The 25,026-nt window shown below is 71.4% G+C and carries 23 protein-coding genes; 5 read left to right on the top strand and 18 right to left on the bottom strand.

The window, feature by feature from the left end; translation table 11 throughout:
• Both ACWDAS_RS28325 and pgl read left to right on the top strand, forming a co-directional pair.
• Positions 1 to 779, top strand: a 779-nt coding sequence (locus tag ACWDAS_RS28325; protein WP_450396423.1) for a glucose-6-phosphate dehydrogenase assembly protein OpcA, incomplete at its 5' end; no start/stop codon positions are given.
• Positions 776 to 1,558, top strand: coding sequence for a 6-phosphogluconolactonase (gene pgl, locus ACWDAS_RS28320; RefSeq protein ID WP_450396421.1), 783 nt, complete (start codon positions 776 to 778; stop codon positions 1,556 to 1,558). The genes ACWDAS_RS28325 and pgl, both read left to right, overlap by 4 nt.
• An 81-nt stretch (positions 1,559 to 1,639) precedes the next feature.
• On the opposite strand, the gene pgi is transcribed toward pgl, so the two are convergent.
• The 15 genes from pgi to uvrA all read right to left on the bottom strand — a co-directional run bounded on the left by pgi (position 1,640) and on the right by uvrA (position 19,258).
• Positions 1,640 to 3,301: a glucose-6-phosphate isomerase gene (gene pgi, locus ACWDAS_RS28315; protein ID WP_450396418.1), complete on the bottom strand. Its 1,662-nt coding sequence runs from the start codon at positions 3,299 to 3,301 to the stop codon at positions 1,640 to 1,642.
• 46 nt (positions 3,302 to 3,347) lie between these two features.
• On the bottom strand, positions 3,348 to 4,601 hold the full coding sequence (locus ACWDAS_RS28310) for an MFS transporter (RefSeq protein WP_450396416.1): 1,254 nt from the start codon (positions 4,599 to 4,601) through the stop codon (positions 3,348 to 3,350).
• Between the two features lie 78 nt (positions 4,602 to 4,679).
• Positions 4,680 to 5,447, bottom strand: coding sequence for a sugar isomerase domain-containing protein (locus tag ACWDAS_RS28305; protein ID WP_450396413.1), 768 nt, complete (start codon positions 5,445 to 5,447; stop codon positions 4,680 to 4,682).
• A 143-nt stretch (positions 5,448 to 5,590) separates the two neighbouring features.
• Positions 5,591 to 6,571, bottom strand: coding sequence for an N-acetylglucosamine kinase (locus ACWDAS_RS28300; RefSeq protein WP_450396410.1), 981 nt, complete (start codon positions 6,569 to 6,571; stop codon positions 5,591 to 5,593).
• Between the two features lie 112 nt (positions 6,572 to 6,683).
• On the bottom strand, positions 6,684 to 7,019 hold the full coding sequence (locus ACWDAS_RS28295; protein WP_361803309.1) for an RNA polymerase-binding protein RbpA: 336 nt from the start codon (positions 7,017 to 7,019) through the stop codon (positions 6,684 to 6,686).
• A 162-nt stretch (positions 7,020 to 7,181) separates the two neighbouring features.
• The gene (gene secG / locus ACWDAS_RS28290) at positions 7,182 to 7,418 is read right to left on the bottom strand and encodes a preprotein translocase subunit SecG (protein WP_018557252.1); all 237 of its coding nucleotides are present in this window, start codon (positions 7,416 to 7,418) and stop codon (positions 7,182 to 7,184) included.
• 118 nt (positions 7,419 to 7,536) lie between these two features.
• Positions 7,537 to 8,313, bottom strand: coding sequence for a triose-phosphate isomerase (gene tpiA / locus ACWDAS_RS28285; protein ID WP_450396406.1), 777 nt, complete (start codon positions 8,311 to 8,313; stop codon positions 7,537 to 7,539).
• Positions 8,314 to 8,316: 3 nt separating this feature from the next.
• Positions 8,317 to 9,528 carry a phosphoglycerate kinase gene (locus tag ACWDAS_RS28280; RefSeq protein WP_450396403.1) on the bottom strand — a complete coding sequence of 404 codons (1,212 nt, stop codon included), beginning with the start codon at positions 9,526 to 9,528 and terminating at the stop codon, positions 8,317 to 8,319.
• 120 nt (positions 9,529 to 9,648) lie between these two features.
• Complete coding sequence (gene gap / locus ACWDAS_RS28275; protein WP_450396400.1) at positions 9,649 to 10,653, bottom strand: type I glyceraldehyde-3-phosphate dehydrogenase; 1,005 nt, start codon at positions 10,651 to 10,653, stop codon at positions 9,649 to 9,651.
• Between the two features lie 172 nt (positions 10,654 to 10,825).
• Positions 10,826 to 11,803 carry a DNA-binding protein WhiA gene (gene whiA / locus ACWDAS_RS28270; protein WP_319136625.1) on the bottom strand — a complete coding sequence of 326 codons (978 nt, stop codon included), beginning with the start codon at positions 11,801 to 11,803 and terminating at the stop codon, positions 10,826 to 10,828.
• On the bottom strand, positions 11,794 to 12,801 hold the full coding sequence (locus ACWDAS_RS28265; RefSeq protein WP_450396396.1) for a gluconeogenesis factor YvcK family protein: 1,008 nt from the start codon (positions 12,799 to 12,801) through the stop codon (positions 11,794 to 11,796). The genes whiA and ACWDAS_RS28265 overlap by 10 nt, the downstream gene beginning before the upstream one ends.
• Positions 12,798 to 13,721, bottom strand: coding sequence for an RNase adapter RapZ (gene rapZ / locus ACWDAS_RS28260; protein ID WP_018557246.1), 924 nt, complete (start codon positions 13,719 to 13,721; stop codon positions 12,798 to 12,800). The genes ACWDAS_RS28265 and rapZ overlap by 4 nt, the downstream gene beginning before the upstream one ends.
• The gene (gene uvrC / locus ACWDAS_RS28255; RefSeq protein WP_450396393.1) at positions 13,718 to 15,766 is read right to left on the bottom strand and encodes an excinuclease ABC subunit UvrC; all 2,049 of its coding nucleotides are present in this window, start codon (positions 15,764 to 15,766) and stop codon (positions 13,718 to 13,720) included. The genes rapZ and uvrC overlap by 4 nt, the downstream gene beginning before the upstream one ends.
• 39 nt (positions 15,767 to 15,805) lie before the next feature.
• The gene (locus ACWDAS_RS28250; RefSeq protein WP_450396435.1) at positions 15,806 to 16,216 is read right to left on the bottom strand and encodes a QcrA and Rieske domain-containing protein; all 411 of its coding nucleotides are present in this window, start codon (positions 16,214 to 16,216) and stop codon (positions 15,806 to 15,808) included.
• Positions 16,217 to 16,342: 126 nt separating this feature from the next.
• On the bottom strand, positions 16,343 to 19,258 hold the full coding sequence (uvrA, locus tag ACWDAS_RS28245) for an excinuclease ABC subunit UvrA (RefSeq protein WP_450396391.1): 2,916 nt from the start codon (positions 19,256 to 19,258) through the stop codon (positions 16,343 to 16,345).
• Between the two features lie 210 nt (positions 19,259 to 19,468).
• Between uvrA and ACWDAS_RS28240 the strand changes: the two genes are divergently transcribed.
• Genes ACWDAS_RS28240 through ACWDAS_RS28230 form a run of 3 tightly spaced genes read left to right on the top strand, consistent with a single transcriptional unit; the run spans position 19,469 to position 21,195 of the window.
• A complete protein-coding gene (locus ACWDAS_RS28240) occupies positions 19,469 to 20,200 on the top strand; it encodes a maleylpyruvate isomerase family mycothiol-dependent enzyme (RefSeq protein ID WP_450396388.1) in 732 nt (243 codons plus the stop codon).
• Between the two features lie 4 nt (positions 20,201 to 20,204).
• Complete coding sequence (locus tag ACWDAS_RS28235; protein ID WP_450396385.1) at positions 20,205 to 20,861, top strand: MBL fold metallo-hydrolase; 657 nt, start codon at positions 20,205 to 20,207, stop codon at positions 20,859 to 20,861.
• A gap of 46 nt (positions 20,862 to 20,907) precedes the next feature.
• Entirely contained in the window at positions 20,908 to 21,195 is a 288-nt protein-coding gene (locus ACWDAS_RS28230) for a hypothetical protein (protein ID WP_450396383.1), read from the top strand.
• A 113-nt stretch (positions 21,196 to 21,308) separates the two neighbouring features.
• Here ACWDAS_RS28230 and ACWDAS_RS28225 read toward each other — a convergent pair whose 3' ends face one another.
• The 3 genes from ACWDAS_RS28225 to ACWDAS_RS28215 form a co-directional block, all read right to left on the bottom strand.
• The gene (locus tag ACWDAS_RS28225; RefSeq protein WP_450396381.1) at positions 21,309 to 22,289 is read right to left on the bottom strand and encodes a TerC/Alx family metal homeostasis membrane protein; all 981 of its coding nucleotides are present in this window, start codon (positions 22,287 to 22,289) and stop codon (positions 21,309 to 21,311) included.
• A 248-nt stretch (positions 22,290 to 22,537) separates the two neighbouring features.
• Positions 22,538 to 24,322, bottom strand: coding sequence for a TerD family protein (locus ACWDAS_RS28220; protein ID WP_450396378.1), 1,785 nt, complete (start codon positions 24,320 to 24,322; stop codon positions 22,538 to 22,540).
• Between the two features lie 22 nt (positions 24,323 to 24,344).
• Positions 24,345 to 24,923 carry a TerD family protein gene (locus ACWDAS_RS28215; protein ID WP_450396375.1) on the bottom strand — a complete coding sequence of 193 codons (579 nt, stop codon included), beginning with the start codon at positions 24,921 to 24,923 and terminating at the stop codon, positions 24,345 to 24,347.
• Positions 24,924 to 25,026: the final 103 nt, after the last annotated feature.

Raw genomic sequence — 25,026 nt, 5'->3', positions numbered from 1 at the left:
GCGCCCGCCTCGACGCCGAGGTGCGCGTGGGCGGCGAGTCCGGCACCGGCGAGACCGTGCTGCTCCGCCTCCACGGCGAACTCGCCGACCACGCCGAGAGCGTCGTGCTGCCGCTGCTGCTGCCCGACGCCCCGGTCGTGGTGTGGTGGCCGGAGGACGCCCCGGCGAACCCCGCCGAGGACCTGCTCGGCCAGCTGGCGGCGCGCCGGATCACCGACGCGGCGGCCACCGAGGACCCGGTCGCCGCGCTGGGGCTGCGCGCCGAGGCGTACACCCCCGGCGACACCGACCTCGCCTGGACCCGGATCACCCCGTGGCGCAGCGTGCTGGCCGCGGCCCTGGACCAGAAGCAGGCCGCGGTCAAGGGCGTCGTCGTCGAGGGCGAGGCGTACAACCCGAGCACGGAGCTGCTCGGGCTGTGGCTCGCCCGCCGGCTCGGTGTGACGGTCAAGCGGAAGATCTCCGACGGCCCCGGCATCACCGCCGTACGGCTGGCGACCGCGGACGGGGAGATCTGCCTGGACCGGCCGACCGGGTCGCTGGCCGAGCTGGCCATCCCGGGCCAGCCGGACCGTCATGTGGCGCTGCAGCGGCGGGCGACCTCGGACCTGATCGCCGAGGAACTGCGCCGGCTCGACCCCGACGAGGCGTACGCGGCCGCGGTCAAGTTCGGCGTGGACCAGTTGCTGCGGGCCGAGGACGCGGCCGCCGAGCCGGCCGCCGCGGCGGCGGGGCCCGGGCAGAACGGCGGCACGGGCAAGAAGGCGGCCGCCACGTGACCGCACCCCAGGTGGTGGTCCACCGGGACAAGGAACTGATGGCGCAGGCCGCGGCGGCCCGGCTGATCACGAAGATCGTGGACGCCCAGGCCGCCCGCGGCTCCGCCTCGGTCGTGCTGACCGGTGGCCGCAACGGCAACGCCCTGCTCGCCGCCCTGGCCGGTTCCCCGGCCAGGGACGCGGTGGACTGGGCGCGGCTGGATCTGTGGTGGGGCGACGAGCGCTTCCTGCCCTCGGGCGATCCGGAGCGCAATGACACGCAGGCCCGTGCGGCCCTGCTCGACGCGGTGCCGGTCGACCCTGCGCGGGTGCACTCGATGCCCGCCTCGGACGGGCCGCTCGGCAACGACGCGGACGCGGCCGCCGACGCCTACGCACAGGAACTGGCGCGGGCGGCGGGGCCCGAGGACCACGGACCGGTGCCCTCCTTCGACGTGCTGATGCTCGGGGTGGGACCGGACACTCACGTGGCCTCGCTCTTCCCCGGGCACCCGGGTGTCCGTGAGACCGAGCGCACGGTCGTTGGCGTGCACGGCTCCCCCAAGCCGCCGCCGACGCGGATCTCGCTCACCCTGCCCGCCATCCGTGCCGCCCGCGAGGTCTGGCTGCTGGCGGCGGGCGAGGACAAGGCGGGAGCCGTGGCGATCGCGCTGTCCGGGCCCGGCGAGATCCAGGCCCCGGCGGCGGGTGCCCACGGTCGGGCCCGCACGCTGTGGCTGCTCGACCGTACGGCCGCAGCGAAGCTGCCCCCCCAGCTCTATCCGCCGTCCTCTCCGTGACGCCGTAACCGGCGGGGAAGCGGCGGGAAGCAACGGGAAACGCCGGGCGGGCTCCTTGTGAGCCCGCCCGGCGTTCGCGTCTCAGCGGCCGCGCAGCGACCGGTAACCGGCCACGAGGGCCTGGGTGGACGCGTCCAGACCGGGCACCTCCGCGCCCTCGGTCAGGGCGGGCTCCACGCGCTTGGCGAGGACCTTGCCCAGCTCGACGCCCCACTGGTCGAAGGAGTCGATGTCCCAGATCGCGCCCTGGACGAAGACCTTGTGCTCGTACAGCGCCACGAGCTGGCCCAGCACGGACGGGGTCAGCTCCTTGGCGAGGATCGTCGTCGTCGGGCGGTTGCCGCGGAAGGTGCGGTGCGGGACCTGCTCCTCCGGAACGCCCTCGGCCCGGACCTCCTCGCTGGTCTTGCCGAAGGCCAGCGCCTGGGTCTGGGCGAAGAAATTGGCCATCAGCAGGTCGTGCTGGGCGGCGAAGCCCGCCTCCAGGTCCGCGACCGGGTTGGCGAAGCCGATGAAGTCCGCCGGGATGAACTTCGTGCCCTGGTGCAGCAGCTGGTAGTAGGCGTGCTGCCCGTTGGTGCCGGGCGTGCCCCACACGACCGGGCCGGTCTGCCAGCTGACGGGCCTTCCGTGGCGGTCCACGTACTTGCCGTTGGACTCCATGTCGAGCTGCTGCAGATAGGCCGTGAACTTCGACAGGTAGTGGCTGTACGGCAGGACCGCGTGCGCCTGCGCGTCGAAGAACTGGCCGTACCAGACGCCCAGCAGGCCCATCAGCAGCGGCGCGTTGGCCTCCGCGGGGGCGGTGCGGAAGTGCTCGTCCACGAGGTGGAAGCCGGCCAGCATCTCCCGGAACTGCTCCTCGCCGATGGCGATCATCAGCGAGAGCCCGATGGCGGACGGGTAGGAGTAGCGGCCGCCTACCCAGTCCCAGAACTCGAACATGTTGTCGGTGTCGATGCCGAACTTGGAGACCTCCGCCGCGTTCGTGGACACCGCCACGAAGTGGAAGCGGACCGCCGACTCGTCACCGCCGAGCCCGTTGAGCAGCCACTCGCGCGCCGAGGTGGCGTTGGTGATGGTCTCGACGGTGGTGAAGGTCTTGGACGCCACGATGAAGAGCGTCTCCGCCGGGTCCAGGTCGTGGACGGCCTCGTGGAGGTCGGCGCCGTCGACATTGGACACGAAGCGGAAGGTGAGCGAGCGGTCGGTGTACGCGCGCAGCACCTCGTAGGCCATCGCCGGTCCCAGGTCGGAACCGCCGATGCCGATGTTCACCACGTTCTTGATGCGGCGTCCGGTCGAGCCGACCCACTTGCCCGTGCGGACGGAGTGGGCGAAGCTCCCCATCCGGGTGAGCACATGGTGGACCCCGGGCACCACATTGACGCCGTCGACCTCGATGTCCGCCGACAGCGGGGCCCTGAGCGCCGTGTGCAGCACGGCGCGGTCCTCGGTGACGTTGATCTTCTCGCCGCGGAACATGGCGTCCCGCAGCTCGGCGACGCCGGTGGCCGCCGCGAGGTCGCGCAGCAGACGCAGCGTCTCGTCGGTCACCAGGTGCTTGGAGTAGTCCAGATGGAGATCGCCGACCTGCACGGTGTACCGCCGGGCGCGGTCCGGGTCGGCGGCGAACAGCTCCCGCAGGTGGGTCGCGCCCAGCTCCTCATGGTGCTTGGCGAGCGCGTGCCACTCGGGCCGCTGGTCGAGACGGGTTCGGCCCTGCGTGTTGGTATCGGACATCAGTCCACTTCTCCTCGTCCTCCTGCTGCAGGTCCAAACTAGTTGATTACTTGCACGTCGTTGTTTCACGTCCGGTGTCCGGCGTGGTGACGATCGGGAGAAGAGCCGGCAACGCGCAGCCCAGCAGGGCGGCCGCGAGCAGCGGCGGGGTGTTCAGTCCCAGGGTCCCGGCGGCGGCGCCGCCCAGCAGGGCGCCGAGCGGTGTCCCTGCGACGCCCAGGGTGCGCATCGCCGCGCTGACCCGGCCCAGCAACTTCTCGGGCGTGCGCTGCTGCATCAGGGTGGTCTCGTTGACGTTCCACACCATGCCGAGGGCGCCGAAGACGGCCAGAGCGGCGGCGGTCACCGGCAGGGAGCGCACGGTGCCCACCAGGACCAGGCAGCCGGCCTGGAGGGCCAGGCCCGGCGCGAGGCTCCTGCCGCGGCCGCCCAGCAGCGCGGAGAGCCGTCCCGCGGCCGCTCCTCCGGCGACGCTGCCCACCCCGTACGCGACCAGCACGACGGCGTATCCCGTGCGCCCGGCGTGCAGCCAGCCCGTCACCTGGAGGACGAGGGTCGCCACGAGGGCGCCGATGCCTATGTTCACCACGGTGTTCGCCGCGCACAGCGCCCGCAGCACACGGTCCCGCCACAGCACGCGCATGCCTTCGGCGATGTCCTGCCGCAGGGTGCGGCCCGCCGCCCGCGCGCCGCGTTCCGGCGCCGGCAGCCTGAGGGAGGCCACCAGCGCCGCGGCGGCCGCGTACGTGAGGGCGTCCACCCCGAACGGCAGGGCGACCGCGAGGCCGGACAACAAGGGCACCAGCGGGGCCGCCAGGAAGGTCCCGGCTATGGTCTGACCGGTCATCAGCCGGGCGTTGGCGCGGCCCAGTGCACCGGAGGGGACGACCACCGGCAGAAGGGCGGTCGCGGCGTTGTCGAAGAGGGTCTGCAGCGTGGTCAGGGTGAACGCCAGCACGAGCAGCAGCCCGATGCCCGCCTGATCCAGCCACACCGCGAGCGCGAAGGCGCCCATGAGCGCCCCTCGCAGCGCGTCCACGGCCCACATGGCGCGCCGCTGGTCCACCCGGTCGGCCACGGCGCCGCCGAGCAGTCCGAACAGGATCCACGGCACGAACCCGGCGGCGGTGACCAGCGAGACCAGCAGCGGCGAGCCCGTCAGGCCCACGGCCAGCAGCGGCAGCGCTGCCCCGCGCAGCCCGTCACCGAAGCGCGACACCGCCGCGGCCGTCCACAACCGCCCGAACCCGCCCCGCCACGCGGGCGCGCGTTCCTCCTCGCGCACGGTCTCAACGCTCATGGATCCCCCCGCTGTCGCTCCTCGGCCTTTTGTGACAGACCGTAGCGGGGGCCACTGACAACGCCGCGTCGCCGCAGTTCAGAAGCCTCCGCGATGCAGTCGCTCCCCGTAGTGGCGCTCCAGGACGAGGTTGCGCTCGAAGCCGCCGGGGACGTTGGCGGAGACGTAGACCGGCGCCTGGTGGCCCTCGGCCGTCATCAGGCCGACGGCCTCGGCGACGGTCATCTGGACCAGCAGGGCGGAGGTGATGGTGGAGATCCCGCACAGCGAACCGCCGTCGGGCAGCGGGAGCAGGGCGTCGCCGGTCGGCGCGCCGTTGTCCAGCACGACGTCGGCGAGGTCGGCGAGGCGCTTGCCACTGGAGTGCAGGGCCGGGACGGAGCGGGTGTGCTGCAGCGAGGTGAGGGCGATCAGCGGGTGGCCGGCGTCCTTCACGTGCAGGGCGAAGTCGACGATGGAGTTGTTGACGCCGGAGTTGGAGATGACGACGAAGACGTCCCGCGGATGCGGGGCGGCCAGTTCGTACAGGCGCTTGCCGAGCCCCGGCGACCGCTCAAGCAGCGGGTCGGAGAGCACCGGGAGCTCCTCGCCGCCGCGGAGCACCAGGTCGGACAATCCGATGCGGTTGGTGGGGATCAGTCCACCGGCGCGTCCCGCGATCTCCAGCGCCGTGGCCTGCGAGTGGCCGGTACCGAAGGCCTGGACGACGCCGTCCGCGGCGACGCAGTCGGCGAGCAGCCGGGCCGCGGCGGCCACGGAGTCCTTGTTGGCGGCGACCACGCGGTCGATGACCGTCCGGGCCTCGTCGGCGAACCGGGCAGCGGTGGTCGTCACGTCGTCGGCCATGGCCGATTCCCCCTGAGTCCAGTGATCCGGTGGATGCTCCTCCGAAACGATGGACGAGAGGTCTAGTCCACGTCAATCCCCCGGCGGGGACCCGCTGTCGGGGCCACCCGCACCGCCCCGCTCGGACTCCGCCCGGACCCCGGTCAGTCCCCGCTCGCGCGCAGCCGGGCCAGTGCCAGCGCGCCGGCGCCGCCGTCGCGCACCGGCTGGACGTGCAGGTCCATCTCCTCCGCCCGGGCCACGACACGGCCCAGCAGCGGCCCCGTCGGCCCCAGCAGCCCGCCGGTGACGACCAGCGGTTCACCGGGGCGCGGGTCGAGTGCGGCGACGGTGGCGGCCAGTTCGTCGGCGGCGTCGTCCAGCAGCGCTCCGGCGACCTCGTCCCCGTCCCGGTCGGCGGCGACGGCGAGCGGGCTCAACCGGGCAAGCCTGACCGGCGGTTCGGCGTAGACCATGGGTACCAGACGGTTGCGCAGCACATGGCACTCGTTGCCGCCGGGGCGCTCCTGGGCCAGGTACGGCCCTCCGGGCGAGCCCATGTAGTGGGACAGCACGCCCTCGACGAGGATCGTCCACGGCCCGCGCCCGTCCAGCGCGCGCAGGGCGGCCCGCATGACCTCACGCCCCAGCCAGAAACCGCTGCCCTCGTCGCCGATCAGCCAGCCGTTGCCGTCCGCGACGAGGGTCTGGTGGCGTTTCTCGATCCGCGCCGCGACCGCCCCCGTCCCGGCGACCAGGGCCAGCCCGTCCGCGGGCACACCGGGCGCGGAGGCGAAGGCGACCTCGATGTCGCCGCAGACCGTCACGTCGAGCACGCCGATGCCATGACTGTCGAGCGCCGCCCGCAGACAGGAAGTGGCGAGCCGCCGGCCCGCCTCGGGGCCGGTGTCGAGCGCGGCACCGGCGAAGCCGCCCACCACGGCCGTGATCTCGCCCCTGCGGTCCTCGGGGACCGCGCCGCGGATGGCGTCCGCCAGGTGCTGCGTCAGGGCCACCCGTTCGGCGGTCATCGCGTTGCCGGGCCCGCCTTCGCCCTCGCCGAGCACAGCGCCCTCGGGCGCCGCCTCGGCCAGGTAGGCGCGCGTCCGGGTTCCGCCCGCATCGATGCCGATCACCAGAGACACGACACGGAGTATACGTTTTGGTTACGCACAGTCGAAGGGACGCGACGGGCCCGGTCCGCGAAAGAAGGGTCTTCCTCGCGGGCCGGGCCCGTGGAACATCTGCCGGTACGGCTCAGATCTCGCCGCGGAGCTTGGCGAGCGCCTCGGCGAGGATCGCCTCGCCGTCGGCCGCGCTGCGCCGCTCCCGCACGTACGCCAGGTGCGTCTTGTACGGCTCGGTGCGCGGCGGCGCCGGCGGGTTCTCCTCGTCCTGTCCGGCCGGGAAGCCGCAGCGCGGGCAGTCCCAGGTCTCCGGGATCTGCGCGTCGCTCGCGAAACTCGGCCGGGTCTCGTGCCCGTTGGAGCACCAGAAGGAGATGCGGAGGCGCGGCGCGGACTCGCCCCGCTCGGCCTCTCCCATCGGCCCCGCCCCGACCCGACTGCCACGGATCGCGTTGCCACTTGCCACGGTCGTAACTCCCTGCGTGATGGTGCTGCGAGGTCGCCCAGTTTACGGAGACCGGTTCACCCCCGCGCCTGCGGGGAAAGGGCACCGTATCCCATGACGCGCTTCCATGATAAGTCGCGCCGGCGACGAGGCGTCAGTTCTCCCCGGAACCCAGGGACTCGGTCACTTCTGGAACTTCAGCAGAAGCCCAAGGGCGACAATGCAGGCAAACCACAGCAGACCGATGACAACGGTGATCCGGTCGAGGTTGCGCTCGGCCACCGAGGAACCGCCGACGGACGACTGCATGCCGCCGCCGAACATGTCGGACAGACCGCCACCCTTGCCCTTGTGCATCAGCACGAGCAGCAACAGCAGCAGGCTGAAGATGATGAGGGCGATGGAGAACCCGATGACCACAGCTGGACCAACTCTCTCGGTGACCTAGGACGACGCGGGGGCCGGGCCGCTGCTGGGCAGCGCTCCGACCCCCGACAGAGTACTTCGGGCAGGGCCCGACAGCCTACTGCCGCGAAACTTACTGGTCGCGGAAGCGGATGATCTTGGTGAAGTCCTCCGAGAGCAGGCACGCCCCGCCGACCAGGGCGCCGTCCACGTCCGGCTGCGCCATGATCGCCGCGACGTTGCCCGGCTTGACCGAGCCGCCGTACTGGATGCGGATCTTGTCGGCCGCCTCCTGGCCGTACAGCTCCGCCAGGCGGCCGCGGATCGCCCCGCAGACCTCCTGGGCGTCCTCGGGGGTGGCGACCTCGCCGGTGCCGATGGCCCACACCGGCTCGTAGGCGATGACCAGGGTCTCGGCCTGCTCGGCCGGGATGTCCTTCAGGGCACCGTCGACCTGGGCGAGGGTGTGCGGGACCTGCCGGCCGGCCTTGCGGACGTCCAGGGCCTCGCCGACGCAGACGATCGGGGTCAGCTCGTGGCGAAACGCGGCCTTGACCTTGGCGTTGACGAGCTCATCGGTCTCGTTGTGGTACTGGCGGCGCTCGGAGTGGCCGATGACCACGTACGAGCACTTGAGCTTGGCCAGCATCGAGCCGGAGATCTCACCGGTGTAGGCGCCGGAGTCGTGGGCCGACAGGTCCTGCGCCCCGTACTTGATCCCCAGCTTGTCGCCCTCGACCAGGGTCTGCACGGACCGCAGGTCGGTGAAGGGCGGCAGGACGACGACCTCGACGGCGTCGTAGTCCTTCTCGTTCAGCGCGAAGGCGAGCTTCTGTACGTGGGCGATGGCCTCGAGGTGGTTGAGGTTCATCTTCCAGTTGCCCGCCATGATCGGCGTGCGCGCGGTCATCGGTCAGTCCTCCAGTGCGGCGAGGCCGGGGAGCGTCTTGCCCTCGAGGTATTCGAGGCTCGCGCCACCACCGGTCGAGATGTGGCCGAAAGCGGTCTCGTCGAAGCCCAGGATACGGACGGCCGCGGCCGAGTCGCCGCCGCCGACCACGGTGAACGCGGGGCTGTCGATGAGTGCCTGGGCGACCGCGCGGGTGCCCTCGGCGTAGTCGGGGTGCTCGAAGACGCCCATCGGGCCGTTCCAGAAGACGGTGGCCGCGTCGGCGAGCTTCGAGGCGAAGAGCTTGCGGGACTCCGGACCGATGTCCAGGCCCTCCAGGTCGGCCGGGATGGCGTCGGCGCCGACCACGACCGGGTTGGTGGCGACCGGGTTCTTCAGGTCGGGGAAGTCCGGGGCGGCGACGACGTCCACGGGCAGGACGAACTCCACGCCCTTGGCCTTCGCGCGCTCCAGGTACTCCGTGACCGCGGGGATCTGGTCCTCCTGGAGCAGGCTCTTGCCCACCTCGTGGCCCTGGGCCTTGAGGAAGGTATAGGCCATGCCGCCGCCGATGAGGATCCGGTCGGCCCGCTCCAGCAGGTGGTCGATGACCCCCAGCTTGTCGGAGACCTTCGCGCCGCCGAGCACCACCGCGTACGGACGGGACACGTCCTCGGTGAGCTTCTTCAGCACGGCGACCTCGGCCGCGATCAGCAGGCCCGCGGCGTGCGGCAGCCGGGCCGGCAGGTCGTAGACGGAGGCGTGCTTGCGGTGCACCGCGCCGAAGCCGTCGCCGACGTACAACTCGGCCAGCGCGGCCAACTGGTCGGCGAAGGCGCCGCGCTCGGCGTCGTCCTTGCTGGTCTCGCCGGCGTTGAAGCGCAGGTTCTCCAGCAGCGCCACCGAGCCGTCGGTGAGGCCGTCCACCGCGTCGCGGGCGCTGTCGCCGACCGTGTCGGTCGCGAAGGCCACCTGCGTGCCGAGGAGTTCGCCCAGGCGCGTCGCGACGGGAGCGAGCGAGAACTGCGGGTCGGGCGCGCCCTTGGGGCGGCCCAGGTGGGAGGCGACGATCACCTTGGCGCCGGCCTCGGCCAGCTTGGCGATGGTCGGCACGACGGCGCGGATGCGGCCGTCGTCGGTGATGGTGGTGCCGGACAGCGGCACATTGAGGTCGGCGCGCACGAACACGCGCTTGCCGCCGACCCCATCGGCGATGAGTTCGTCGATCGTCTTCATGGTGAAGGCTCTCCTGCCTTGGTCCTGCCTGGTCGGATCGCTACGTCATGGGACAGGGCCCGGACGACGGTGCGTCGTTCGGACCCTGCCCTCATCGCATGGCGGACTGTCGAGCCGGCGTCAGAGCTGGCCGCCGACGAAGACGGTCAGGTCGACGAGGCGGTTGGAGTAGCCCCACTCGTTGTCGTACCAGCCGATGACCTTGACCTGCTTGCCCTGGGCCATCGTCAGGGACGAGTCGAAGGTGCAGGAGGCCGGCCAGTTGACGATGTCCGAGGAGACGATCGGGTCCTCGGTGTACTCCAGGATGCCCTTGAGCTGGCCCTCGGCGGCCTTCTGGAAGGCGGCGTTGACCTCGTCCTTGGTGACCTCGCGCTCGAGCTCGATGACCAGGTCGGTCACGGAGCCGGTCGGGACCGGGACGCGCATGGCGATGCCGTCCAGCTTGCCCTTGAGCTGCGGCAGGACCAGGGCGGTGGCCTTCGCGGCACCCGTCGAGGTCGGGATGATGTTCTCCGCGGCGGCACGGGCGCGGCGCAGGTCCTTGTGCGGGAAGTCCAGGATGCGCTGGTCGTTGGTGTACGCGTGCACGGTGGTCATCAGACCCTTGACGATGCCGAAGTTCTCGTCGAGGACCTTGGCCATCGGCGCCACGCAGTTGGTGGTGCAGGACGCGTTGGAGATGATGTTGTGCTTGGCGGCGTCGTACTTGTCGTTGTTGACGCCCATCACGATGGTGATGTCCTCGTCGGAGGCCGGCGCCGAGATGATGACCTTCTTGGCCCCGCCGTCCAGGTGCTTCTTGGCGTCCGCGGCCTTGGTGAAGATGCCGGTGGACTCGACCACGATGTCGACGCCGAGCTCGCCCCACGGGATGTCGGCGGGGTTGCGCTCGGACAGCACCTTGATGGTGTGGCCGTCGACGGTGATGGAGTCGGCGGTGTGGGACACCTCGGCCTTCAGGCGGCCGAGGATCGTGTCGTACTTGAGCAGGTGGGCGGTGGTGGCCGTGTCACCCAGGTCGTTGACAGCCACGATCTCGATGTCCGCACCCTGCTCCAGGGCGGCACGGAAGAAGTTGCGACCGATGCGACCAAAGCCGTTGATGCCTACGCGGATCGTCACGAACCGATCTCCTCGCTGGTGTGCCGGAAGCCGTTTCGCTCCGGCTGCGACGTTATGGGATGTCCCCGACCAAGGACGACCCTACCTCCCCCGGCACCCCGCGGTGACATCGGCGCCACGGGTGCCCGCCGTACGGAACGGTAACCGGACAGGGCGGGCCGCCCGCGCGGGCTCAGCCCACCATTTCCTCGGTCAGGTTGGACTCGGTGCCCGGGATGCCCAGATCCGAGGCCCGCTTGTCGGCCATCGCCAGCAGGCGCCGGATCCGGCCCGCCACCGCGTCCTTGGTGAGCGGCGGCTCGGCGAGCGAGCCCAGCTCCTCCAACGAGGCCTGCTTGTGGTCCATGCGCAGCCGCCCGGCGGCGGCGAGGTGCTCGGGCACGTCGTCGCCGAGGATCTCCAGCGCCCGCTGCACGCGCGCACCCGCGGCGACCGCCGCGCGGGCCGAGCGGCGCAGGTTCGCGTCGTCGAAGTTGGCCAGCCGGTTGGCGGTGGCACGCACCTCGCGCCGCATCCGGCGCTCCTCCCAGGCGAGTACGGACTCGTGGGCGCCCAGCCGCGTCAACAGCGCGCCGATGGCATCACCGTCACGGACGACCACGCGGTCGACGTTCCGGACCTCGCGCGCCTTGGCGGCGATCTGCAGCCGGCGGGCGGCACCGACCAGGGCGAGCGCCGCCTCGGGTCCGGGGCAGGTGACCTCCAGCGACGAGGAGCGGCCCGGCTCGGTGAGCGAGCCGTGGGCGAGGAACGCCCCGCGCCACGCCGCCTCGGCGTCGCAGGTGGCCCCGGAGACGACCTGCGGCGGAAGTCCGCGGATGGGGCGGCCGCGGCCGTCGACGAGGCCGGTCTGGCGCGCCAGCTGGTCGCCGCCGGCGACCACCCGCACCACGTACCGGCTGCCGCGGCGCAGCCCGCCGGGCGCCATGACCACCAGGTCGGAGGAGTGCCCGAAGATCTCCAGGATGTCCTTGCGCAGCCTGCGGGCGGCGATGCCGGTGTCCAGCTCCGCCTCGATCACGATGCGTCCGCTGACCAGGTGCAGGCCCCCCGCGAACCTCAGGATCGCCGAGACCTCCGCCTTGCGGCAGCAGGTACGGGTGACGGGGAGCCGGGAGATCTCGTCCTTCACCGCTGCCGTCATCGCCATGGGCCGATCCTTCCACGCATACGAAAAATCCGGTCGAACGCGGCCGCCAGCAGTTCCGGGTCGTGCCGCGGCCCGTCGGGGGCGGCGACCCGGGCCAGCTCCACCGTGCCCGACAATCGCTCGGCTGCCTGTATGAGGCTGTCGCGGTCGAGTACGGCGGCCTCGTCGGCCAGCACCACGTCGATGGTGAGTTTAGGGGCGTGTCGGGCCAAAACCTCCAAGTGACGCTGCGGAGAAAACCCCTCGGTCTCACCCGGTTGCGGTGCGAGGTTCAGCGCGAGCACCTTGCGGGCCCTGGTCTCCATCAGCGCGGACACCAGATCGGGCACCAGCAGGTGCGGCATCACGGAGGAGAACCAGGAACCGGGGCCGAGCACCACCCAGTCCGCGTCCAGCACGGACTGCACGGCCTCGGGGACGGCCGGCGGGTCGTGCGGCACCAGTTGCACCTCCTGCACCTCACCGGGGGTGAGGGCGACGGTGGCCTGGCCGTGCACGGTCGAGACCTCGTCGGGCTTCTCCGGGTCGTGCCCGCGAACCGTCGCGGTCAGCTCCAGCGGCACCGCCGACATCGGCAGCACCCTGCCGTGGGCGCCGAGCAGCCGGCCCACCCACTCCAGGGCCGCCACGGGGTCGCCGAGCTGCTCCCAGAGCGCCACGATCAGCAGGTTGCCCACCGCGTGCCCGTGCAGCTCGCCCTGGCTGACGAAGCGGTGCTGGACGACCTGGGACCAGGTGCGGCCCCACTCGTCGTCGCCGCACAGCGCGGCCAGCGCCTTGCGCAGATCGCCGGGCGGCAGCACCCCCATCTCCTGCCGCAGACGGCCGCTGGAGCCGCCGTCGTCGGCGACCGTGACCACCGCGGTCAGGTCCTGGGTGATGCGGCGCAGGGCGGAGAGGGAAGCGGACAGCCCGTGCCCGCCTCCCAGTGCCACAACCTTGGGCGCGGCCCCACTGCGCCCCGCCGACCGGCGCAAGCGCCGAGTCGTCCTGATCACTCGCGCCCCATGTCCCGGTGGACGACCACCGTCTCCACGCCGTCGGCGGACAGCCGGGCGGCGAGCCGCTCGGACATGGCGACGCTGCGGTGCTTGCCGCCGGTGCAGCCGACGGCGATCGTCACGTAGCGCTTGCCCTCACGGCGGTAGCCGGCGTTGACGATGTGCAGCAACTCGGCGTAGCGGTCCAGGAACTCCTTGGCGCCGGGCTGGTTGAAGACGTACGTCGCGACCTCGTCGTTGAGCCCGGTGTACGGCCGCAGCTCCGGCACCCAGTGCGGGTTGGGCAGGAAGCGGCAGTCCGCGACCAGGTCGGCGTCGACGGGGAGGCCGTACTTGAAGCCGAAGGACATCACGGTGGCCCGCAGCTCGGGCTCCTCCTCGCCGGCGAACTGGGCGTCCATCTTGGCGCGCAGCTCGTGGACGTTGAGGCTGGAGGTGTCGATCACCAGATCGGCGTCGCCGCGCAGCTCGCTCAGCAGCTCCCGCTCCTTGGCGATGCCGTCGACGATGCGGCCGTCGCCCTGCAGGGGGTGCGGGCGGCGTACGGACTCGAAACGGCGCACCAGCGTCTCGTCGGAGGCCTCCAGGAAGAGCACCCGGCGCTTGACGCCCTTGGAGTCCAGGTCCGCGAGGGACTCGCGGAGGTTGTCGAAGAAACGCCGGCCGCGGACGTCCACGACCACGGCGATCCGTGCCACGTTGCCCTGGGAGCGGGCGCCGAGGTCGACCATGGTGGGGATGAGGGCGGGCGGCAGGTTGTCCACGACGAACCAGCCGAGGTCCTCCAGGCACTTGGCCGCGTGACTGCGGCCGGCACCGGACATGCCCGAGATGATCACGAGTTCGGGGATGGCCTCGGCCGCCTCGCCCGCTCCGCCGGTTGTCACCTGTGCTCCGCCTCCGTCGTTCGCGTTCATGAGCTGTTCCCCCGTTCCGTGGGGACGGTCACGGGACCGGCCGTCCCCTCTTCCTCAATGATCTCTCCTGTGGCGGTGTTCACCGCGGGTCCGGCCGGGGCGGCCCCGGCCAGCGCGGCGAGCACGGCCTCGGCGGTGCGCCGGCCGACCCCGGGGACCTCGCAGATCTGCTCGACGGTCGCCGCGCGGAGCCGCTTGAGCGAGCCGAAGTGCTTGAGCAGCGCCTGCCGGCGGCTCTCGCCGAGGCCCGGCACCGAGTCCAGGGCACCCGCCTTCATCGACTTGGAGCGCTTGTTGCGCTGGTACGCGATGGCGAAGCGGTGGGCCTCGTCACGGACCCGCTGCAGCAGGTACAGGCCCTCGCTGGTACGCGGGAGGATCACCGGGTCGTCCTCGCCGGGCAGCCAGACCTCCTCCAGGCGCTTGGCCAGGCCGCAGACGGCGACGTCCTCGACGCCCAGCTCCTCGAGGGCCCGCTTGGCGGCGGCGACCTGCGGCTGGCCTCCGTCGACGACGACCAGCTGCGGCGGGTAGGCGAACTTGCGCGGCCTGCCGGTGTCGGGGTCGATGGGGCCGCCGGCGACCTCGCCGCCCACGGCCTCCTCGGCGCCGTCGCCGTCCCCGTCGACCCACTCGCCGGTCTTCTGCTTCTCCAGCAGATAGCGCCGGAAGCGCCGGGAGACCACCTCGTGCATCGACCGGACGTCGTCCTGGCCGGCGAAGCTCTTGATCTGGAAGCGGCGGTACTCGCTCTTGCGGGCCAGTCCGTCCTCGAAGACCACCATCGAGGCGACGACGTCCTCGCCCTGGAGGTGGGAGATGTCGAAGCACTCGATGCGCAGCGGCGCCGAGTCCAGGTCCAGCGCCTCGGCGATCTCCTCCAGCGCGCGGGAGCGCGTGGTGAGGTCGGAGGCACGCCTGGTCTTGTGCAGCGCCAGCGCCTGCTGGGCGTTGCGCTGCACGGTGGCCATCAGGCCCTTCTTGTCGCCGCGCTGCGGTATCCGCAGGCTGACCTGGGAGCCGCGGCGCTCGGTGAGCCACTGCTGGACCGGCTCGTACGGCTCGGGCAGGGCGGGCACCAGGACCTCCTTGGGCACCGCGTCGCCCCGCTCCTCGCCGTACAGCTGCTGCAGGGCGTGCTCGACGAGCTCGGCGGTGCCGATCTCCTCGACCCGGTCGGTGACCCAGCCGCGCTGGCCGCGCACCCGGCCGCCGCGGACGTGGAAGATCTGGACGGCGGCCTCGAGCTCGTCCTCGGCGACGGCGATCAGGTCGGCGTCGGTGGCGTCGGCGAGGACGACGGCGTTCTTCTCCATGGCGCGCCTGAGCGCCTCGATGTCGTCACGGAGCCGGGCGGCCTTCTCGTACTCCATCTCGGCGGCCGCGTCCTTCATCTGCTGCTCCAGGCGGCGCAGGTAGGTGCCCGTGCGGCCGGCCATGAAGTCGCAGAAATCGTCGGCCAGTTCGCGGTGCTCCTCGGCGCTGACCCGGCCGACGCAGGGCGCCGAGCACTTGCCGATGTAGCCCAGCAGGCAGGGGCGGCCGATCTGCGCGGAGCGCTTGAACACCCCGGAGGAGCAGGTGCGCACGGGGAAGACCCGCAGCAGCAGATCCACCGTCTCGCGGATCGCCCAGGCGTGGGCGTAGGGGCCGAAGTAACGCACGCCCTTGCGCTTGGGGCCGCGCATGACCTGGACGCGGGGGAACTCCTCGTTCAGGGTGACGGCGAGCGAGGGATAGCTCTTGTCGTCCCGGTACTTGACGTTGAAGCGCGGGTCGAACTCCTTGATCCAGGAGTACTCCAGCTGAAGCGCCTCGACCTCGGTGGTCACCACCGTCCATTCCACGGAGGCGGCGGTGGTGACCATCGTGCGGGTGCGCTGGTGCAGGTTCGCGAGGTCCTGGAAGTACGAGGAGAGCCGCTGGCGCAGGCTCTTCGCCTTCCCGACGTAGATCACCCGGCCGTGCTGGTCCCGGAACTTGTACACCCCGGGGGAGTCCGGGATCTGTCCCGGCTTGGGGCGGTAGCTGGAGGGGTCGGCCATGCCCCCACCCTACTGACTGGCGGTGACATTCCCGTTGCCTCAGGCCGAGGTCCCCGCGACGAGCTTGCCGTCCTTGACCTGGACGTCGACGGCGGCCAGCGGCTGCGTCGCCGGGCCGTTGCGGACGGCGCCGGTGGCGGCGTCGAAGACGCTGCCGTGGCACGGGCAGGACAGGGCCGTGCCGTCGACCTTGTCGCAGGCGCAGCCCTGGTGGGTGCACACGGCGCTGAACGCCTTGTAGCTGCCCTTCGTGGGCTGCGAGACGACGATCTTGGCGTCGCTGTAGAGCTTGGCACCGCCGACCGGGACCTCGGTGGCCGCACCCAGCTCGACGGGCCCCTCCGCCGTCGCGGAGGTGGAGCCACCGCAGGCGGTGAGGCCGAGCCCGGCGACGCCGGCGAGAGCCGCACCCTTCAGGACGGTGCGGCGACAGGGAGGCAGGTCGGTGATGTCAGCCATGTTCGGGGCTCCGCTTCGGCACGTAAGGAAAAGAACTTGAAAGTCGCACCTTACGTGCCGAAACTCTGAGCTGCCCATCAGGCCCCATAGGGCCCTCCCGGGCCCGATCAGACTCCATCAGGCCTTCGCGGCCGCCCGCTTCCGCGGGGCCGCCCGCTTCTTGGCCGGGGCCGGCGGGGCGTCGGAGACCCGCTCGGCGCCCAGGATGTCCCTGAGGAACTTGCCGGTGTGGCTCGCGCCCACCCCCGCGACCTGCTCGGGAGTGCCCTCGGCGATCACCAGGCCGCCACCGCTGCCGCCCTCCGGGCCCATGTCGATAACCCAGTCTGCGGTCTTGATCACATCGAGGTTGTGCTCGATGACGATCACGGTGTTGCCCTTCTCGACCAGCCCGGAGAGCACCTTGATCAGCTTGCTGATGTCCTCGAAGTGCAGACCCGTGGTCGGCTCGTCCAGGACGTAGACCGTGCGGCCGGTGGAGCGCTTCTGCAGCTCGGAGGCGAGCTTCACGCGCTGCGCCTCGCCACCGGACAGGGTCGTGGCGGACTGGCCCAGCCGGACGTAGCCCAGCCCGACCTCGGTGAGGGTGCGCAGATGCCGGGAGATCGTCGGGACGGCCTCGAAGAAGTCGAGCGCCTCGGAGATCGGCATGTCCAGCACCTCGGCGATGGACTTGCCCTTGTAGTGGACCTCCAGGGTCTCCCGGTTGTACCGGGCGCCGTGGCAGACCTCGCACGGCACATAGACGTCCGGGAGGAAGTTCATCTCGATCTTGATGGTGCCGTCGCCGGAGCAGTTCTCGCAGCGGCCGCCCTTGACGTTGAAGGAGAAGCGGCCCGGCAGATAGCCGCGGACCTTCGCCTCCATGGTCTCCGCGAAGAGCTTGCGGACGTGGTCGAAGACACCGGTGTACGTGGCCGGGTTCGAGCGCGGAGTGCGGCCGATCGGCGACTGGTCGACATGGACCACCTTGTCGACCAGGTCGTCCCCGGCGACCCGGGTGTGCCGGCCCGGGACGCCCCGGGCGCCGTTCAGCTCACGGGCCAGGTGGGTGTACAGGATGTCATTGACCAGGGTGGACTTGCCCGAGCCGGAGACTCCGGTGACCGCCGTGAAGACGCCCAGCGGGAAGGACACGTCGATGTCCCGGAGATTGTTCTCACGGGCGCCGTGCACGGTCAGCCGGCGTTCCCCGTCGACCGGACGCCGCATCCCCGGGATCGGGATCTGGCGCTTGCCCGCCAGATACTGGCCGGTCAGCGACTCCTTGTTGCGCAGCAGCTCGTCGAGCGAACCGCTGTGCACCACCTTGCCGCCGTGCTCACCGGCGCCGGGGCCGATGTCCACCACCCAGTCCGAGGTCTTGATGGTGTCCTCGTCGTGCTCGACCACGATCAGGGTGTTGCCGAGGTCGCGCAGCCGCACCAGGGTCTCGATGAGCCGGTGGTTGTCGCGCTGGTGGAGGCCGATCGACGGTTCGTCCAGCACATAGAGCACGCCCACCAGGCCCGAGCCGATCTGCGTCGCGAGCCGGATGCGCTGGGCCTCGCCGCCGGAGAGGGTGCCGGCCGCGCGGTTGAGCGAGAGGTAGTCCAGGCCGACGTCGACCAGGAAGCGCAGTCGCTCGTTGACCTCCTTGAGCACCCGCTCGGCGATGGTCTTCTCGCGCGCGCTCAGCTTCATGCCGCGCAGGAACTCCGCGCAGTCGCTGATCGACATCGCGGCGACCTCGGCGATGGACTTCCCCTGGACGGTGACGGCCAGCACGATCGGCTTGAGGCGGGTGCCCTGACAGGTGGGGCAGGGCACCTCGCGCATGTATCCCTCGAAGCGCTCGCGGCTGGAGTCGCTCTCGGACTCCGCGTGCCGGCGCCGGACGAAGGGGATCGCGCCCTCGAAGGAGGTGGTGTAGGAGCGCTCGCGCCCGTAGCGGTTGCGGTAGCGCACCGCGATCTGCGTCTTGTGGCCGTTGAGCAGGGCCTTCCTCGCGCGCTGCGGCAGCCCCGCCCAGGGGATGTCGGTGCGGAAGCCCAGCTCGTCGGCGAGCGCGCCGATCAGGCGCTGGAAGTAGTCCCGGGTGTGGCCGAGCGACCAGGGGGCGATGGCGCCCTCGTCGAGGGACTTGTCCTCGTCGGGGACGATGAGCTCCGGGTCGACCTCCATGCGGGTGCCGATTCCGGTGCAGTCGGGGCAGGCGCCGAAGGGCGAGTTGAAGGAGAAGGAGCGCGGCTCCAGCTCCTCGAAGGACAGGTCGTCGTACGGGCAGTAGAGATGCTCGGAGAACATCCGCTCGCGCTGCGGGTCGTCCTCGGGCAGGTCGACGAAGTCCAGGATGACCATGCCGCCGGAGAGGCCGAGCGCGGTCTCGACCGAGTCGGTCAGCCGGCGCTTGGCGCTGTCCTTGACGGTGAGGCGGTCGACGACCACCTCGATGGTGTGCTTCTCCTGCTTCTTCAGCGTCGGGGGGTCGGTCAGCTGGACGGTCGCGCCGTCCACCCGGGCCCGGCTGTAGCCCTTGGTCTGCAGATCGGAGAAGAGGTCGACGAACTCGCCCTTGCGCTCGCGCACCAGCGGCGAGAGCACCTGGAACCGCGAGCCCTCCTCCAGCTCCAGCACCCGGTCCACGATCGCCTGCGGCGACTGCCGGGAGATCGGGCGCGCGCACTCGGGGCAGTGCGGCTTGCCGATGCGGGCGAAGAGCAGACGGAGGTAGTCGTAGACCTCGGTGATGGTGCCGACCGTCGAGCGCGGGTTGCGGGAGGTCGACTTCTGGTCGATCGACACCGCGGGCGACAGGCCCTCGATGAAGTCGACGTCCGGCTTGTCCATCTGGCCCAGGAACTGCCGCGCGTACGAGGAGAGCGACTCCACGTAGCGGCGCTGGCCCTCGGCGAAGATCGTGTCGAACGCCAGGGAGGACTTGCCCGACCCGGACAGGCCGGTGAACACGATGAGCGAGTCCCGTGGCAAATCGAGCGAGACATTCTTCAGGTTGTGCTCGCGAGCGCCACGGACGGTGAGACGATCGGCCACGCCAGTGCGCACCTTTCAAAAGACAGACAAGGGGACAGCACCCCCAGACAGCCTAAACGGGGCGCCAACAAGTTTTCTTCCGGTTGCGACGACAGCGAGCCTATAGCACGCACATTCGATTTCCGGCATCGGTGCGGCAGCTTCACCCGAATGAGTGTCCCGCGCTAGCGTCTCCGTGGAGACGTCGATGAGGTCCGACCAGGAGGCTCCGTGTCTGTCCAACGACCCGACCCCGACCACGATGCGGCCGAGCTCCGAGAGGCCACCGAACGGCTGATCGACGCCGTGGCCGCGATGCCGCCAGCCTCCGTCGCCGAGCCGTCGCGACTCCCCGGCTGGACCCGCGGCCATGTACTGGCCCACCTGGCCCGCAACGCCGACTCCCTGGTCAACCTGCTGATCTGGGCGCGCACCGGCGAGGAGACCCCGCAGTACGCGAGCACCGACAGCCGGAACAAGGACATCGAGGACGGCGCCGGCCGCATGCTCTCCGAACACCTGGACGACCTGCGCATCTCCGCGGACCGGCTGGCCCTGGCCATCGGGGAGCTCCCGGCGCAGAACTGGGCCGCGCAGGTCGTCATGCGCTCCGGACACGTGATCGCCGCGGCGGAGATCCCGTACATCCGGCTCATGGAGATCTACTTCCACCACGTCGACCTGGGCCTGGAGTACACCTGTGCGCACTTCCCCGAGGACTTCGCGGCCCGGGAGCTCGGCGCCATCATCGACGACCTGTCCGGCCACGAGGGCGTCGCGGCCGTCCGCATCCACGACACCGACAGCGGTGAGAAGTGGGTGATCGGCGCCGCCAACGAACCCGAGCTCACCGTCGGCGGTCCCCGGCACGCACTGCTCGCCTGGGTCAGCGGGCGCTCCGACGGCGAGGGCCTGACCGCCCAGCCGGACGTACCCCTGCCGGTGCTGCCGCCACTAGGCTGACGCCATGACGTACAGCGGCGAGGTCACGGTCGGGGGCGCGCCCGACGTGCACGAACTCAAGGACCTCATCATCACCAAGGTCGCGGTCGGCCCGATGGACAACAACGCGTACGTGCTGCGCTGCCGCGCCACCGACGAGCAGCTGCTCGTCGACGCGGCCAACGACGCGCACACGCTCATCGAGGTCGTCGGCAACGACGGCCTCGCGTCCGTCGTCACCACCCACCGCCACGCCGACCACTGGCAGGCGCTGCAGGCCGTGGTCGACGCGACCGGCGCACGCACCTACGCGGGCCGCCACGACGCCGAGGGGATCCCCGTGCCCACCGACGTGCCGGTCGAGGACGGCGACACCATCCGGGTCGGCCAGGTCGAGCTGACCGCCCGGCACCTGGTCGGCCACACGCCCGGCAGCATCGTCCTGATCTACGACGACCCGCACGGTCACCCGCACATCTTCACCGGGGACTGCCTCTTCCCCGGTGGCGTCGGCAACACCCACAACAACCCGGACCACTTCACGAGCCTCTTCGAGGGCGTCAAGGCCAAGCTCTTCGACCGGCTCCCGGACGAGACCTGGGTCTACCCCGGCCACGGCAAGGACACCACGCTCGGCGACGAGCGCCCCCACCTCGGCGAGTGGCGCGAGCGCGGCTGGTAGCGGCCCCGCGCCGCCGCCCCCGGGCGGCGGCGCCACCCGCGCGCACGTGGGTCGTCGGACCCACGGGCGCACGCTGCTCGCGAGCGGTTCACCCGCGGCCATCACGGTGGGCTCCCTCGCCGAGCTGCTCGCCTTCATCACGGTCTTCTCCGTCCTGGGCGCGTACCGCGCCGAGCTGTACGCGCCCCGGGTCCGGTGCACCGGCGCGGCCCTCGGCCACAACCTCGGCGGCATCCTGGGGGCGCGCTCACCCCGATCGCGGCGACCCGGCCGGCCGAGGACGGTGGCACGCCGTGGCCGGTGGCCGTGTGCGCCGCGGCGGTGGCACTGCTGAGCCTCGGCTGCTTCGCGGCGCTGCCGGACATCCGGGAGGAGGCGGCCGCCGACGCGACGGCGGGGTGCGCGGCGGGGCCCGCCGCGCACCCCGCCCGGGATGAGGCCCGTGGGTCAGGCGTCGATGTGCTGTTCGTCGCGGCCCTCCACGGCCGCCTGCTTCCTCGACGCCATGAGGCTGGTCACCGTGGTGACGGCGAGGACCACGACGATGAAGCCGAGGGAGAACGGGATGCTGATCTCGGGGACGTGGACCCCCGATTCGTGCAGGGCGTGCAGAACGAGCTTCACGCCGATGAAGCCGAGGATGATCGACAGCCCGTAGGAGAGGTGGACCAGCTTCCGCAGCAGACCGCCGATGAGGAAGTACAGCTGCCGCAGGCCCATGAGGGCGAAGGCGTTGGCGGTGAAGACGATGTACGGGTCCTGGGTGAGGCCGAAGATCGCCGGGATGGAGTCCAGCGCGAACAGGACGTCGGTGGTGCCGATCGCCAGCATGACCACGAGCATCGGGGTCATGATCCGCTTGCCGTTCTGCTGGATGAACAGCTTGGTGCCGTGGTACCGGTCGGCGACGCCGAAGCGGCGCTCGGCGGCCTTGAGGAGCTTGTTCTCCTCGAACTCCTCGTCGTGCTCCTCGGCGCGGGCCTCCTGGATCAGCTTCCACGCGGTCCAGATCAGGAAGGCGCCGAAGAGGTAGAAGACCCAGGCGAAGTTGGCGATGATCGCGGCGCCCGCGGCGATGAAGACCGCGCGCAGGACGAGTGCGATGAGGACGCCGAAGAGCAGGACGCGCTGCTGGTACTGGGTCGGGACGGCGAACTTGGCCATGATCAGGACGAAGACGAAGAGGTTGTCGACGCTGAGCGACTTCTCCGTGATGTAGCCCGCGAAGAACTCGCCCGCGGGCTGTCCGCCGGCGAAGACCAGCAGGCCGAGGCCGAACAGGGCGGCCAGGACGATCCAGACGACGGTCCAGATCCCGGCTTCCTTGACCGACACCTCGTGGGGCTTGCGCCCGATGAAGAAGTCGGCGGTGATCAGGGCGCACAGACCGGCGATGGTCAGCACCCACAGGGTCAGGGATACATCCACGCGATGCCTCCGGCAGATGGGCTGGCGATTGTCAGCGTTGTCGCTGCCGGAGGTCTCTTCCACCCGGGCCGGTGGGCCGGGGCCGGTGTCCCGGGGCCGTTCCGGCCCGTGATGACGGGTGCACCGCAAGCAGGGAGTACTCCCCTCCGCATAAAGGAGAGTACATGAAATCCCAAGGAAAGGTAAAGAGAGTAAAGCGAGAGTCAATCAGACGGGTTGATCGAGGGCCTCGGGGATCCGGTCGGAGGTCAGTGGCGGCCCGGGTCGTAGGTGCGGCGCGCGGCGGCCACCTGGCGCAGTACCTGCGGCAGGACCCGACTGCCGGCCGGGGCGAGCAGCGGCTCGTACGTCCATGCGTGACCGACCCAGGGGTCGGCGAGGTGGTCGTCGGGCAGCGGGGTCAGCCGCATCATCGAGCGCCACAGCGGATCGAGGAGCGGGCCGTACTCCCGGGCGTCCTGCGGGTCGGCGACAAGGATCAGGTGGACACCGACCTGCGGGCCCTCGTCGGCGAGGTAGCGCAGCTGGTTGATCGTCCGGTCGTCGAAGCCGTAAGGGAAGTCGTTGACGACCAGCAGCCGGCGGGCGGGGTCGACACCCGGCGGCAGCTCGGGCGGAGCGTCGGCGCGCAGCGCCATCTGCACCAGGTCGACGCGCTGGGTGAGCCGGGAGAGGAGCGCCGCCACTCCCGCGGCGCCCGTGGCGGGCGGCTCCCGCAGCGCGCCGGAGTCCGTGAACGGGGCCAGCGCCGTCGCGGCGGAGCCCGCCGGGTCGACGACATGAACGGCGCACTCCCCCGCCGGGTGGGAGGCGAGCAGCCGCGCGGCGAGCGCCACGGCCACGTCCATGGCCCGGCGGCGGTCCTGGGCGGCGTCCACCCACAGTCCGCGCTCCAGCGGCAGCCGGACCAGCAGGGGGATGCGCAGCTCGGGGCGCTCGGGGAGGTGGAGGTCGCCGATCCGGACCGCCATCGGCGGCTCGGCGGGGGCGTGGTAGCCATGCCAGACCGGGCTCTCCCATCCCGCGTACGGCGGGGGCAGGGCGGGCTCGACCACCTCGGCCTCGGCGGTCAGCTGGGCCAGGTCACGGTCGAGCACGGCGCGGGCCCGGTCCACCAGCTCGGCCTGGCGGGCCCTGGCCTGGTCGCGGGCGGCCTCGGCGGCGGGGCCGACGCGGGTGCGCGGGTCGGCGAGGATCGTGTCCAGCTCCTGGTCGAGCCGGGACCCGGCGAAGTCGACGGCGCTGCGGTACGCCGCGATGGTGCGGGCCAGGTCCTCGAACATGCCCCAGACCTGGTTGTAGAGCCGTTCCTCCATGCTCCAGCCGGACGCGTCGCCGGCGACGGGCGCCGGGGTGGGGGTCGGGGGAACCGTGTGCGAGGGCGCCGTGTGCGGGGGCGCGGCATCCGCGGGCGCGCCGGGGGGAACGGGGGGCGGAGCCGGGGCGACCGGGGGCGGCGTGGTGGACGGCACGGTGGGCGCGGGGCGCACCGCGTCCGTCATGCGGACGACCACCGCGTCCGCCTCGGGGCGGCCCAGCCCCTGGTCGCGGAGGAGTTCGGCGAGCCCGCCCGCGTATCCCTGGCCGAGGGCGCGCACCTTCCAGGCGCCCTGGCGGCGGTAGAGCTCCAGGGCGACGATCGCCGCCTCGGTGCCGAGCCCGGTGACGGTGAAGCTCACGACCGGGGCCCCGTCCGGCCCTGCGACGGTCAGGTGGGGCGCGGGGCAGGCCCCGAAGCGGGTCGGCGCCCCGGCGACCGGCGGCAGCGCCAGCAGGACGTGGACGCGGTCCACGTCCGCCGGGACGGCGGTCAGGTCGGCGGTGACGCGCTGCTCGGCGGACGCCCCGGACGGCACCTCGATGCCGGGCAGCCGCGGCGCACCGGGGTGGGCGACGGACTCGGGGCCGCTCAGGCGCCCCTGGCCGTCGCCCAGCGAGACGCCGGCCACCACCGGTGTACCCGCCGACACCCGTACCTCCAGCGAGGTGCCGGGAAGCGGATGGTTCTGCCCGTGGACCAGCTCGGTGGTCATGCCCGCGCCCCCCTGTGCCCGATCAGAGCGCCGGCAGGATCGCCGGCATGAGGTCCTGGAAGGTGCGGCCGTTGGCCGGGGTGCCGATCGCGGTCATCGACCAGCCGGGACCGCTGCGCTGCACCTTCGCCATGATCTGCGCGGTGTAGGCGCCACCGCCGGTCAGGGTGTAGCGGGCGAGTTCCTGCCCGTTGGTCTCGTCGACGAGGCGGCAGAAGGCGTTCTGCACCTCCTGGAAGGACTGCCCGGTGAAGGAGTTGACCGTGAAGACGATCTGGTCGATGTGCACGGGCACCCGCTGCAGGTCGACCAGGATCGCCTCGTCGTCGCCGCCCTGCCCGGCACCGCCGACGAGGTTGTCGCCGGTGTGCCGGACCGAGCCGTCGTCGCTGACCAGGTGCCGGAAGAACACCACGTCCACGGGCTGCTTGTCGGCGAAGAGGACCGCGGAGGCGTCGAGGTCGATCTCCCGGGTGCGGCTCCCGAAGAGACCGCGGCGCGGGGCGGCCTGCCAGCCGAGCCCCATCCGGACCGCCGAAAGCGTCCCCCCGTCCGACTTCTGCAGGCTGATCTTCTGCCCCTTGGTCATGTTGACCGTCACGCGCTGTCCCCTCTCAACCGTTTTGCCGTCGTGCGGTTGCTCCGCACCCTATGGGGAGACGCGCGGGTAGGGCACCGTGGTTCGGCAAGAGATTCGACAGCCG

This window comes from Streptomyces sp. NPDC001070 (genome assembly GCF_053598835.1).
Note: the sequence above shows the minus strand (reverse complement) of the source record. Positions and strands in the feature narration are given on the sequence as shown.

Bases quoted from the DNA above. Each gene is read 5' to 3' on its own strand.
- pgi (WP_450396418.1), bottom strand. From the start codon at position 3,301: ATGTCCGATACCAACACGCAGGGCCGAACCCGTCTCGACCAGCGGCCC.
- ACWDAS_RS28310 (WP_450396416.1), bottom strand. From the start codon at position 4,601: ATGAGCGTTGAGACCGTGCGCGAGGAGGAACGCGCGCCCGCGTGGCGG.
- ACWDAS_RS28305 (WP_450396413.1), bottom strand. From the start codon at position 5,447: ATGGCCGACGACGTGACGACCACCGCTGCCCGGTTCGCCGACGAGGCC.
- tpiA (WP_450396406.1), bottom strand. From the start codon at position 8,313: ATGACCGCGCGCACGCCGATCATGGCGGGCAACTGGAAGATGAACCTC.
- ACWDAS_RS28280 (WP_450396403.1), bottom strand. From the start codon at position 9,528: ATGAAGACGATCGACGAACTCATCGCCGATGGGGTCGGCGGCAAGCGC.
- whiA (WP_319136625.1), bottom strand. From the start codon at position 11,803: ATGGCGATGACGGCAGCGGTGAAGGACGAGATCTCCCGGCTCCCCGTC.
- rapZ (WP_018557246.1), bottom strand. From the start codon at position 13,721: ATGAACGCGAACGACGGAGGCGGAGCACAGGTGACAACCGGCGGAGCG.
- uvrC (WP_450396393.1), bottom strand. From the start codon at position 15,766: ATGGCCGACCCCTCCAGCTACCGCCCCAAGCCGGGACAGATCCCGGAC.
- ACWDAS_RS28235 (WP_450396385.1), top strand. From the start codon at position 20,205: ATGACGTACAGCGGCGAGGTCACGGTCGGGGGCGCGCCCGACGTGCAC.
- ACWDAS_RS28220 (WP_450396378.1), bottom strand. From the start codon at position 24,322: ATGACCACCGAGCTGGTCCACGGGCAGAACCATCCGCTTCCCGGCACC.